The organism is Moritella sp. JT01 (assembly GCF_001574435.1).
GTDB lineage: Bacteria > Pseudomonadota > Gammaproteobacteria > Enterobacterales > Moritellaceae > Moritella.
In genome coordinates this window covers 12,658-24,865 of sequence record NZ_LOCN01000030.1, presented here as the reverse complement: position 1 = coordinate 24,865, position 12,208 = coordinate 12,658, and the positions used below count along the sequence as shown (strand labels likewise).

Here is a 12,208-nt window from a genome sequence, read left to right as displayed (position 1 = left end):
AACTCCTTATAATCTGGGGTTATATGTCTTTTTTAATTTTCGAGAGTGACCGTGGCTAAACCTATCCAAGCAATTCGTGGCATGAATGATTGCTTACCAGAACAAACGCCGGTATGGCAAAAAGTAGAATCAGTATTACGTGATACTGTTGCAGCCTATGGCTACTCTGAAATTCGTATGCCAATCGTTGAATCTACGAATCTATTTAAGCGTGCGATCGGCGAAGTAACAGACGTTGTTGAAAAAGAAATGTACACGTTTGATGACCGTAACGGTGACAGCCTAACATTACGCCCTGAAGGCACAGCGTCAACAGTGCGTGCTGGTATTCAAAATGGTTTGTTGTATAACCAAGAGCGTCGTATGTGGTACATAGGTCCTATGTTCCGTCACGAGCGTCCTCAAAAAGGTCGTTACCGTCAATTCCACCAATTCGGTGTTGAAATTTTTGGTCTTAAAGGTGCGGATACTGATGCAGAAGTTATTTTATTAACGGCGCGTCTGTGGAGACTACTTGGTATTGAGCAACATGTGACATTACAGCTTAATTCGCTGGGTTCGTCTGAAGAGCGTAGTGCGCATAAAGACGCATTAATTAGCTTCTTAGAAGGTTTTAAAGATCAGCTTGATGAAGAAAGCCAACGTCGTATGTACACTAATCCATTACGTGTACTGGATAGCAAAAATCCCAACGTACAAGCATTGCTTAACGATGCTCCAAGCTTAGCTGATTATTACGGTGAAGAAACTAAAGCGCACTTTAGTGGTCTATGTAAGATATTAGACAGTGCGGGTGTTAAATATCAAATCAATAATCGTTTAGTGCGCGGCCTTGATTATTATAACTACACTGTATTTGAATGGGTGACAGAAAGCCTAGGCGCACAAGGTACAGTTTGTGGTGGTGGTCGTTATGATGGTTTAGTTGAACAACTCGGTGGTAAAGCAACTCCTGCAGTTGGTTTTGCATTGGGTATCGAACGCCTCGTATTATTATTAGAAGCATTAGAATTAACCGCTGATATTGCTGGCGTTGTTGATGTTTATATCGCAGCATTAGGCGACGGTGCAGATATTCATGGTATGTTATTAGCAGAACAGTTACGCGATCAAATGCCGAATGTGAAATTTATGATGCATAACGGCGGCGGTAACTTTAAGAAACAACTTAAACGAGCTGATCAAAATGGCGCTAAAGTAGCACTTATTCTGGGCAGCGACGAAATCGAAAATAAACAAGTGACTGTGAAAGATCTGACTGGTAAAACAGAGCAGCAAACTATCGCAGTAACTGAATTAGTAAACCAATTAACAACGCTACTAAACAAGTAACAACTAATTAATACTGTTTATTGGTGTTTAAAAAATTAAGGGTGAGACGTGGAAGGTTACGCTACTGAAGAACAACAAGTTGAAGCGCTGAAATCATGGTGGAAGTCCCATGGTAATGCGGTCATTTTTGGGACTGTGCTAGGCTTAGCTGGCTTAGTTGGTTTTCGTTATTACAACGATAGCCAGTTAACAGTACAAGAAGAACGCTCGGCTGCTTATGATACTGTTGTGACTGAATTATCTGAAAATGGACTTGCAGCAAAGGCGACAACTCAGACGTTTATTGATGCGAACAGCGGTAATGCTTACGCCACATTAACTGCATTGCAACTTGCCGCTGAAGCAGTGAAAAAACAAGACTTTACGGAAGCTGAAAAGCAACTTAGCTGGGTAGCGACAAACAGTAATCAAGCAAGTATCTTACCGATTGCTAATATTCGTCTAGCACGAGTGCAAGCGCAGCTACAAAATTTTGATATTGCACTGGCGACACTGGATAAAGTGACTCTTGATACATTTGCGAGTAAAAAAGCAGAAGTAAAAGGTGATATCTACGTACAACAAGGCGATTTAAACGCGGCTCGTAGTGCTTATGAAGCAGCCTTAGCGGGTGTCGGTGCGAATACTCAGTTGTTACAATTAAAACTTGATGACCTTGCTATTGCAGACGTTGCAGATGATCTTGATGCTGCTATCGCAGGAGAGCTGAATGACCAATAAGCTGAGAACACTTACCACAGCTGCGGTACTTTCGGTTTTTTTACAAGGTTGTTCTTTATTTAGTGATGATGAGGAAGTGTATTCACCACTGCCTGTCATTCAAGCTGAATTTACGCCAGAAATTGAATGGCGTAAGAGCATCGGCTCGGGTGTTGGCGAGTATTACTCTCAGACACGAACCTTACTTGTAAATGGTCAGCTTTTTGCCGCAAGTCGTGACGGTTTAGTGAAAGCGTTGGACCCGATTTCAGGTGATGAAATTTGGACTCAAGACTTATCTGAACAAGCGGTATTTAACCGTTTTGATGACAGTGATAATGCGTTACTGTCGGGTGGTATAGCTGCTGGTTATGGCATGGTATTTGTTGGTAGTGAAAATGCAGTATTATTTGCGTTAAACGACAAAACCGGTGACGTGATCTGGCAAGTTGAAACCGATGGTGAAGTGATCGCGAGTCCTGTGGTTGATGAAGGCCTTGTTATTATCCAAACTGGCAGTGGTAGCTTGGTTGGTTTTGACGTTCAGACGGGTGAACAGCGTTGGATCCAAAGCTCAGAATTACCTGCTTTGACTTTACGTGGTAATAATTCGCCAATCACCACTAATGGAGCAGCGATTTATGGTCGCAGTGATGGTAAACTAGCGGCAGTATTTCTTGCTAATGGTCGATTGATCTGGGAAGTGAATGTTGCCAAGCCAAAAGGCGCGAATGACATTGACCGTCTCGTTGATGTGAATGGCCAAGCAGTAGCGCGTGGTACTGATGTTTATACATCTGCTTTTAATGGCGAGTTAATGGCGATTGAATTACGTTCTGGTAAGGTGCTTTGGAAACGTGCTTACGCGTCGGTAAAAGATCTTACTGTGGCGGGCTTCGAGCTGTTTTTAACTGATACGGAAGGTCGTATTCATGCAATTGACCGTCGTAATGGCCTTACTTTATGGTCACAGAATCGCTTAGCACTACGTGGTGTAACTGCACCCGTTGTCTCGGGTAACAATATTGTTGTCGGTGATAAAGAAGGCTATTTGCATTGGTTAGATCGTAAAACCGGTAAGTTGGTTGCACAACAATTAATTGATAGTGATGGACTATTTTCTAAAGCATTGAACTCAGAAAAATACCTCTATGTTCAAAGCCGCAGTGGTGAATTGGTTGCTGTAAAGAAACCAATTTAAATCCCTAGATAGAATACCATCAACATAATTTATTGCGCCGAGAGGCGCATTTTGTCCTTTTAAATAAGTGACTTTCATTTTACTAGAGCCGTATTGAGGCTGAGGTTATATATGACCCCTGTAATTGCATTGGTTGGACGCCCTAATGTTGGTAAATCAACATTGTTCAACCGCTTAACTCGTACCCGGGACGCACTTGTTGCCGATTTCCCAGGGTTAACTCGTGACCGTAAATATGGACAAGCTAACTTAGCTGGTCGTGAGTTCATTGTTGTTGATACCGGCGGTATTAATGGCGATGAAGAAGGGATTGATGCAAAAATGGCTGATCAGTCGTTACTTGCGATCGAAGAAGCTGATGCCGTATTATTTATGGTAGATGCTCGAGCAGGCCTAATGGTAGCTGATCAAGCAATTGCCGAACATTTACGTAAGCAAGAGAAAAAAGTATTTCTTGTTGCCAACAAAGTCGATGGCCTTGATGGCGATGTTGCTGTTGCTGAATTCTATGCGCTTGCACTTGGTGATATCTACCAAATTGCTGCATCGCAAGGTCGTGGTACTAATATTCTTATTGAAGAAGCATTAGCACACGTTCACGTTGCTGATGCTGAAGATGAGGAAGAATTCTCTGACGCAGACCCTTTTGTAAATGGTGAGTTATTACCAGAGGAAGAGGAAGATGAGCAAACTGCAGAAGATTATGCGCGTTTACCAATCAAACTAGCCATGATTGGTTGTCCTAACGTTGGTAAATCAACGTTGGTTAACCGTATTTTAGGTGAAGAGCGTGTTGTTGTTTACGATATGCCGGGAACCACCCGTGACAGTATCTATATTCCGATGGAGCGTGACGGTCGTAACTACATGCTTATCGATACTGCTGGTGTACGTCGTCGTAAAAATATTAATGAAGCGGTTGAGAAGTTCTCGATTGTTAAAGCATTACAAGCAATTGATGATGCGAACGTTGTATTAATGGTATTTGATGCACGTACTGGTGTAACAGCACAAGATCTAACTTTGTTAGGCTTTGCAATTAACTCTGGTCGCTCAATTGTGATTGCGGTGAATAAGTGGGATGGTTTAGATACTGACGTGAAAGATCGTATTAAATCTGAACTGGATCGTCGTTTAGGCTTTATTGACTTTGCACGTATTCACTTTATCTCTGCATTACACGGTACTGGTGTCGGTCACTTATTTGAATCGATTACAGAAGCATTTGATTCATCAACTAAACGTGTATCAACGTCTATGTTAACGCGTATTGTACGTATGGCTGTGGATGATCATCAGCCGCCAATGCATGCTGGTCGTCGTGTTAAGCTACGTTATGCGCACGCGGGTGGCTATAATCCACCATTGATTGTTGTGCATGGTAATCAAGTAACAAAATTAGCGAATTCATATCGCCGTTATTTGATCAACTACTTCCGTCGTTCATTAAAAATCATGGGTACACCGATTAAGGTTGAATTCCGTGACAGTGATAATCCGTTTGCAGATAAGAAAAATAGCTTATCATTATCGCAACAGAAAAAACGTCGCCGCATGATGTCGCACTATAAGAGTAAAAAATAATAGCGTAAGTTGTTATTGATAGAAAGGTCTGTTTTTACAGGCCTTTTTTTATGCTTGAAAATCAGTAACAGGAATATTTAAATCATATTTGCGGTGTTTAATTGTATACCTTAGCGCAAAGACTGATACTATTTGTGATTAACTGAATGTCTGTATTTATGCAGCAGATATTCAGTGCAGCACTACACTATTAGTAGTGTTAGATGTAAATAGGGATATAGGTTCATGATTATGGATAGCGTGAGAGGTTTTGTTTGACCATCGTTGCAGTCGTGTATTTTTCGGCGTCAGGTTCAACTCAGGCGCTGGCTCGAGAAGTGATCTCAGGTATTAACACCGTTGAAGATGTTAAAGTCATTGAATGCCCGGTACAAACTTGGGACATGTTTGAAGGCCGCTTTGATAATGATGAGTTGATGTGTTTACTGGATAATGCCGATGCCATTATATTTGGTTCACCAACTTATATGGGCGGTGTTGCAGGTCAGTTTAAAGCGTTTGCCGATGCGACAAGTGAGCGCTGGGATAGCCAGCAATGGCGTAATAAATTTGCTGGTGGTTTTACCGTCGGTAGTTGCCTTAACGGCGATCAGGCAAACACAGTTCAATATATGGCGACATTAGCCAGTCAGCATGGCATGTTATGGATTGGGCTCGATATTGCGGGTGGTTATAATAGCGTGGGGCTAAATCGTCTAGGATGTCAGTTAGGTGTTGTTGGTCATAATCCTGAAGGGGAAGTACACCGCAGTGATCTGGATACCGCGAAATACTTAGGCCGTCGTATTGCGATCATAACAAAGACCTGTGCCTATGAATTACAGGCCTTATCGTTATAATTATTTACTCATTAATATCGACGGTGAATCATCGTCGTTTTAGGCTGTTAAACGCTTAACGAGTTGGCTAACAAGTAGTTCTGCCCCCATTAAGTCATCATTATCAAAACGACCAATGCTTGGACTGTCTATATCCAGCACTCCGATCAACTTATCGTTAACAACAATCGGTACCACTATTTCTGAGTTGCTGGCGGCATCACAGGAAATATGGCCTGGGAAGTCATGCACATCCGTTACTAGTTGTGTCTGTAATGTACTTGCAGCTGTACCGCAAACACCTCGGCCAACCGGAATACGAATACAAGCAGGTAGACCTTGGAAAGGACCTAATACTAACTCGTCATTTTCGTAAAGATAAAAACCCGCCCAATTAATATCTTCCAGCTCCATGAATAATAAAGCACTTAGGTTAGCTAAGTTGGCAATTAAGTTTGTTTCTTCAGCCATTAAAGCGTCTGCTTGCTGGGCTAGACGCTGATAAAGTTGGGTTTTAGACATGTATTCCCTTTATGAATAGATAAGATGAAAATAGAAGGTACACCTTATCGATGATAATAATGTGTATCTTAGCTGATGATTATATTGTCATAAAAATCATATTGGATTTAGCGGGTTCGTTAGGACTAAAAAACAGTGATAAGATATAGCGTAATTTACTGATAATGTGTTTACTAAATGCGAACATAGTAGATCCTCGTCATATTTACAGCTTAGTTGATACCTACTGTAGAGTATAATGATAGCGGTTACTTTACCTCTTATTTAGTATTTATCCTGTTTCATCGATTGAAGTTAGAAATTCATGCATATATACCTTGTTACCCACGAGAGAGAGTTCTCGCGCCGCAGTAATACCGGCAAATTAGTTAAACAGTTTCTCCCCGATGAAACAAGTGTTGTGCCTTGGCGTCGTAAAGAACCCGATAATAAATTGTTAACGGCGATCAAGTCCGGCCGGGTGGCAATTTTGGCACCAGACGCAGAAGGCGAACATGAAATAAGTGATTTTGATAGTTTGGTATTGCTGGATAGCACCTGGCAAGAAGCCCGGAAAATGTATAGTCGCAGTGACTATTTAAAAGATTTACCTAAGGTCACCTTAACCGCGCCACAAGCATCTGAGTTTATTTTACGCGCTAATCAAGTTGACGGCGGGTTAAGTACCGTTGAATGTGTGATCGAGCTGCTACGCCTGCAGCAACGCGAACTAGAAGCGGAGCAACTAAGATTAGAATTTAAGGCATTTATTCGCGCTTGTTTATAAACGCTTGTCGGTAATTCTTTGGTGTACTCTCTGTCCAACGTCGAAAGGCTTTATAAAATGCAGCCGGTGTGGCAAAGCCCAATAAATATGATATTTCACTGAAGGTAAGTTGGGTATCACGGACATAACTCAATGCCAGACCTTTTCTTGTTTTATCCATGATACCTTGATAGTTAGTATTTTCTTTGTATAAGCGGCGTCTTAACGTCCAGGCTGATGTCCCTAGCAGTGCCGCTACTTGATTAATGTCGGGCATGTTACCCACCAAGTTATGACTGACTTTTTCGATAACCTTCGTTTGCCAATCCTGATTTTGTTGCAGTTGTTGTAGCTCATTTTGGCATAACTGCTGGGCTTGCAGATAACTGCTCATACAAGCATCGGGTAATGGTGTTTTGATATGCTGACTATTCAATACTAAGCCATTAAATGTGGAATCAAAAATAACTGGGCATTGGAAAAATGCGTGATAGCGTTCGCTGTTCTTTGGTTCTGGGTATTCAATATGCACTGCTTTTATAATATTAACAGGCTGGGTTAAGTGAATGGTTCGAGAGGTTAGTAAGGTGAACCAGCTTGCCAAAACAGAATCCACCACAAAATAATTATAGGGGTTATAAGGGGCAATCGAATAAAAGGTGAGTGTCGGCTCTGGCGTTGTGATAAACGTTGAATGACCCCGTACATTTTGACTTAACAAACTTTCATATTGGGCGAGTACTTGTGCCATGGTGCTAATATTAATGGCAGACATACAGGCAAACCCCAGCATACCGTAATGTTGAAAGCAGACATTTTCGCCCATCAGTAAACCTAGGTCTTCGCGCCCCGTTTGTTGCATTAACTCAAAACCTATACGCATATATTTTGGAATAGATAAGCGACCATGATGGGCACTGAGTTGTGCGATGGAGACATTGTATTTGGCTAAAATAGGATTGATATCGCAACTGAGCTTATTACTGGTTAAACTCATTTGTTGCAAAAAATTAACCGAAATATCCCCTAAGCTTACTTTTGAATTTATTGCTTCCGTCATTGAATCTATATCCGTCATCACACATGCTAGTCAAGAATTCATCTTTGCTAACTAAAGATAATTAATTGTATATCATGAGCATTGTATCCGTCGTGCTTTAACGCTACTTTTAACAAAATAAGAACGAATAAATTTTTAATAAAATAAAAATAATAAACTCTGAACCAAATAGCCAAAGCAATGGGGTGAACTATGTCAGCACAAAATAATTATCCAAATTTATTAACACCACTCGATCTGGGTTTTACCCAATTGAAAAACCGCGTATTAATGGGTTCCATGCATACAGGACTTGAGGAAGTTAGCAATGGTTTTACCCGTATGGCAGCTTATTTTGCCGAACGTGCAGCAGGTGGTGTTGGCCTGATTGTGACTGGCGGTATTGGACCTAATCCTGAAGGCGCTGTGTTTCAAGGCGGCTCTAAAATGGATACCGTTGAAGAAGCTGAAGCGCATAAAGAAGTAACCGCTGCGGTGCATGACGCGGGTGGTAAAATTTGCATGCAGATTTTGCATGCTGGTCGTTATGCGTATAGCAAGCAACCTGTCGCGCCATCAGCAATCCAAGCTCCAATTAACCCAGCGCGTCCACGTGCGCTAACAACTGAAGAAGTATATCAACAGGTCGCTGCATTTGTTCACTGTGCCGGACTTGCGCAATCAGCGAATTATGATGGTGTTGAAATCATGGGTTCGGAAGGTTATTTAATTAACCAGTTTATTGTTGAACACACGAATCAACGTGACGATGAATGGGGTGGCAGTTTCGAAAACCGTATCCGTTTCCCCGTTGAAATTGTAAGACAGGTACGCGAAAAGGTCGGCACTGACTTTATTATTATTTATCGTTTGTCTATGTTGGATCTCATTGAAAAAGGCAGCTCATGGCAAGAAGTCGTGGCGCTGGCAAAAGCCATTGAGAAAGCGGGGGCAACCATCATTAATACAGGTATCGGTTGGCATGAAGCACGTGTACCAACGATCGTTACTAAAGTACCAAGAGCGGCATTTACAAAAGTGACCGCAAAATTAAAAGGGGAAGTATCAATCCCTTTGATCACAACAAACCGCATTAACACCCCCGAGATCGCAGAGTCAGTGCTTGAGCAAGGTCATGCAGACATGGTGTCGATGGCGCGCCCATTTTTAGCCGACCCTGAGTTTGTGAATAAAGCAGCGGCAGGTAAGAGTGATGAGATCAATACTTGTATTGGCTGTAATCAAGCATGTCTAGATCATACCTTTAGTATGAAATTAACCTCTTGTTTGGTTAACCCACGGGCTTGTCGTGAAACGGAATTAAATTATGTGAAATCACCGGTGAGCAAGCGAATTGCAGTGGTCGGTGCTGGTCCTGCAGGATTAGCGTTTGCAACCGTAGCAGCTCAACGTGGGCACAAGGTTACTATTTTTGATGATAAGTCTGAACTGGGTGGGCAGTTTAATGTAGCCAAGCAAGTACCGGGTAAAGAAGAGTTTTATGAGACATTACGTTACTTCACAACGATGACGACGAAGCTTGGCGTAGAAATCATGTTGAATAAGCGTGTTTCAGCAGATGAGCTTATCGCTAACGGTTTTGATGATGTTGTATTAGCGACAGGTATTGCGCCACGTACACCAGCTATTGAAGGTATTAGCCATAGCAAAGTATTGTCTTACCTCGATGTGCTACGAGATAAAAAATCGGTAGGGAGTAAGGTTGCCATTATTGGTGCTGGTGGTATTGGTTTTGATGTAGCGGAATACCTTGCCCATGATCATCAATCAACAGCGCCTGCAGCCAGTCAGGATATTGATACCTTCATGCGTGAGTGGGGGGTTGATTTAACGATGCAAAATCGCGGTGGTTTAATGGCTGCTGAAAAACCGGCTGCGGCACGTGAAATTTATTTATTACAACGCAAAGCCAGCAAGGTTGGTGCTGGGTTAGGTAAAACCTCTGGTTGGGTGCATAGAGCCGGTCTTGCGAGTAAGAAGGTGGTCATGATGAATAGTGTTGAGTACATTAAAGTGGATGATCAGGGCCTACATATTCAGGTTGCTGGTGAACCTCAGGTATTGAATGTTGATCATATTATTGTATGTGCTGGGCAAGACCCATTACGAGAACTACAGGCGCAGTTAGTCGCCGCGAAGCAACAAGTACACTTGATTGGTGGCGCGGATGTGGCCGCTGAGTTAGATGCTAAGCGCGCGATAAAGCAAGGTTCTGAGTTAGCTGCAATGATTTAAAGTGAAGAAATAAGGTTTATATTAATAAAAAACTCAGCGGGTATTATCCGTTGAGCGTTTTATTGTTGCAGGATAAAATGGCTGTTATATATGATAAATGATAAAAATAGAACGAATTAACTAAATATGAGTGCCATAGTTAAAATTTGTTCTACTCTTTAAAATGGAATTTAACTTTTATGATGAGTGTAACAATGCCTAAAAAACTCTGTTATTTATTAGAACTGCCAGATTCTAAGGTGACATTCAGTGTCTTACTCATGGCTGATAATGTTTGCTTGTCTGTTGCAGGTATTGATGAGTGTTATGCCATTGATCGCCTCATGATCGTTGAAAACCCGAGTGCGCAATTACAAGGTTATTATATTTGTGATTATGCAACACCCGTCTGGTCCCTCGAAGATCTATCATTGCAGGATATCGGTTTGCTTTCTGCTAACTTTGGTTTGTTAATTGAACATGAATATAATGATATTTACGCGATGGAAGCACATCATGTCATTGATTCTGAAAAATATCAGTCAATTAAAACCTGATTTATAATTTAAATTTCACATTTATTTTTTCTTAATCGTGCTATAACAGTGTGTACTCAGCGAGATTAGCTGTCTGTGATGTGAAGAGGAAATGATGGCCAAACTGAAAAATGAAAAAAAATTATTTAAAGCTGCGATCGCATTAGGTACTCAGTACCTACAGCAACGCGGTAGTACATTTACAACGACAGATCCAGAAGACGTTAAAGCGCAATATATCTATAAAGCCTTAGTGTTTGATAAACTGATGCAGCCTTTGGCTAAAGATCAAGAAACCACTCTCAATATTAAACATAAATTAGCCATTTGGATATCTCGAAAATTACCAGCTGACCACCCTTTACTTACCAGCGAATAATAATGCAATGTTGGGCTGAATACGTGATATAACGTGTTCAGCCCATTTTTATTGGTGCTTAATGATGTTGTAAGAATAACGTCGCGGCTTTAATACCTGCGCTATAATCGCCCTCTAGTGTGCTAACTTGACGTGTTAACGTGGGCGTTTGCAGTTCTTCATCAGGCGCTATTTCGATAATATTGATACCTGCTGGTGGATTACGCATAAATTCGCAAGTACTGTTGTATTCTTTGCTGTAATTATCAAGCAATTTGGTGAGTACTGTATCGTGTCTAACCCAGAACGTAAGTAGGCGTTCTAAAACGGATAGTTTTTCTACCCAACGTCGAGTTCTGGTCCTTATCACAATAATATTATTGGCACCTAAGTCGACCGCCTTTTTTACCGGTATAGGATCAACTAAGCCACCATCAATGTGGATGTCATCTCCAAGTTTTACTCCGGGACGAAAAACGATAGGTAGCGCGCATGACGCGATGATTTGTTGGAACCATTGGCTGGGGTCCGCTATTTGATAACTTGCTTCACCTTTTGATCTATCACAACTGGTGATGACAAATGGACGTGAGTTTAGCCGTTGTTTCGCTTTGTTTAGGTCTATTGGATCATGGAATGCTAATAAATCATGTAATTCTCTAAGTTCCATGGCATTTCCGCCTTTTAAAAAGCGAGTCCAATTGACAAAAGTCGTTGATTTAGCAAGATGATTAATGAGTCTAACTGAATATTTTTTTTGTCCTGCGATAAACGCGGAGAGGTTTAGCGTCCCTGCTGAACTACCAATAAACAGATCAAAGGGGTCATAGCCTTGATCTAAAAAGGTATCTAACACTCCTGCGGTAAATACGCTACGCATACCGCCACCTTCTACAACAAGTGCTGTTTTTATCATAGCAACCTCGATATATTGCGCTTGCTTTAACAAGCCTAGAGTAAATACCAATATTTGTAGTATTTGTAGTATTTGTGTTATTTGATAAATATTTTATCGTTGATAAGTATTGAACAGTACTGTGACAGCTAAATTAAGCAGGGATGATGATACGGTGACAAAAACTAGAATAGCGAGACTAATAATGAGGAGCTACGCGGTTAATAACCCATGAAAAAAGCGT

At 41.3% G+C, this 12,208-nt stretch carries 12 protein-coding genes; 9 read left to right on the top strand and 3 right to left on the bottom strand.

Annotated features, from left to right (window positions below):
• Nucleotides 1–51: 51 nt before the first annotated feature.
• The 5 genes from hisS (at nucleotide 52) to AKG98_RS19150 (ending at nucleotide 5,655) form a co-directional block, all read left to right on the top strand.
• Nucleotides 52–1,332, top strand: coding sequence for a histidine--tRNA ligase (gene hisS / locus AKG98_RS19170; protein WP_067049806.1), 1,281 nt, complete (start codon nucleotides 52–54; stop codon nucleotides 1,330–1,332).
• A gap of 48 nt (nucleotides 1,333–1,380) precedes the next feature.
• Complete coding sequence (locus tag AKG98_RS19165; RefSeq protein ID WP_067049801.1) at nucleotides 1,381–2,052, top strand: tetratricopeptide repeat protein; 672 nt, start codon at nucleotides 1,381–1,383, stop codon at nucleotides 2,050–2,052.
• Complete coding sequence (bamB, locus tag AKG98_RS19160; RefSeq protein ID WP_067049797.1) at nucleotides 2,042–3,232, top strand: outer membrane protein assembly factor BamB; 1,191 nt, start codon at nucleotides 2,042–2,044, stop codon at nucleotides 3,230–3,232. The genes AKG98_RS19165 and bamB overlap by 11 nt, the downstream gene beginning before the upstream one ends.
• A 111-nt stretch (nucleotides 3,233–3,343) precedes the next feature.
• Nucleotides 3,344–4,816 carry a ribosome biogenesis GTPase Der gene (gene der / locus AKG98_RS19155; RefSeq protein WP_067049794.1) on the top strand — a complete coding sequence of 491 codons (1,473 nt, stop codon included), beginning with the start codon at nucleotides 3,344–3,346 and terminating at the stop codon, nucleotides 4,814–4,816.
• A gap of 254 nt (nucleotides 4,817–5,070) precedes the next feature.
• Nucleotides 5,071–5,655 carry a flavodoxin family protein gene (locus AKG98_RS19150; RefSeq protein WP_067049791.1) on the top strand — a complete coding sequence of 195 codons (585 nt, stop codon included), beginning with the start codon at nucleotides 5,071–5,073 and terminating at the stop codon, nucleotides 5,653–5,655.
• 39 nt (nucleotides 5,656–5,694) lie between these two features.
• Here AKG98_RS19150 and AKG98_RS19145 read toward each other — a convergent pair whose 3' ends face one another.
• Nucleotides 5,695–6,156, bottom strand: coding sequence for a GAF domain-containing protein (locus AKG98_RS19145; protein ID WP_067049788.1), 462 nt, complete (start codon nucleotides 6,154–6,156; stop codon nucleotides 5,695–5,697).
• A 304-nt stretch (nucleotides 6,157–6,460) separates the two neighbouring features.
• On the opposite strand from AKG98_RS19145, the gene AKG98_RS19140 reads away from it, so the two are divergent.
• Nucleotides 6,461–6,922, top strand: a complete 462-nt coding sequence (locus tag AKG98_RS19140) for a tRNA-uridine aminocarboxypropyltransferase (RefSeq protein ID WP_067049784.1) — start codon at nucleotides 6,461–6,463, stop codon at nucleotides 6,920–6,922.
• Here AKG98_RS19140 and AKG98_RS19135 read toward each other — a convergent pair.
• Nucleotides 6,903–7,961, bottom strand: a complete 1,059-nt coding sequence (locus AKG98_RS19135) for an AraC family transcriptional regulator (RefSeq protein ID WP_067049781.1) — start codon at nucleotides 7,959–7,961, stop codon at nucleotides 6,903–6,905. The two genes, AKG98_RS19140 and AKG98_RS19135, sit on opposite strands and share 20 nt — an antisense overlap.
• A gap of 192 nt (nucleotides 7,962–8,153) precedes the next feature.
• Between AKG98_RS19135 and AKG98_RS19130 the strand changes: the two genes are divergently transcribed.
• From AKG98_RS19130 to AKG98_RS19120, 3 genes are all read left to right on the top strand, one after another.
• Entirely contained in the window at nucleotides 8,154–10,196 is a 2,043-nt protein-coding gene (locus AKG98_RS19130; RefSeq protein WP_067049777.1) for an FAD-dependent oxidoreductase, read from the top strand.
• A 194-nt stretch (nucleotides 10,197–10,390) separates the two neighbouring features.
• Nucleotides 10,391–10,732 (top strand): hypothetical protein, encoded by a 342-nt coding sequence (locus tag AKG98_RS19125; protein ID WP_067049923.1) that lies wholly within the window; start codon nucleotides 10,391–10,393, stop codon nucleotides 10,730–10,732.
• A 91-nt stretch (nucleotides 10,733–10,823) separates the two neighbouring features.
• Nucleotides 10,824–11,090, top strand: a complete 267-nt coding sequence (locus AKG98_RS19120) for a DUF5062 family protein (protein WP_369814937.1) — start codon at nucleotides 10,824–10,826, stop codon at nucleotides 11,088–11,090.
• A 58-nt stretch (nucleotides 11,091–11,148) separates the two neighbouring features.
• On the opposite strand, the gene AKG98_RS19115 is transcribed toward AKG98_RS19120, so the two are convergent.
• A complete protein-coding gene (locus tag AKG98_RS19115) occupies nucleotides 11,149–11,985 on the bottom strand; it encodes a patatin family protein (RefSeq protein WP_067049774.1) in 837 nt (278 codons plus the stop codon).
• Nucleotides 11,986–12,208: the final 223 nt, after the last annotated feature.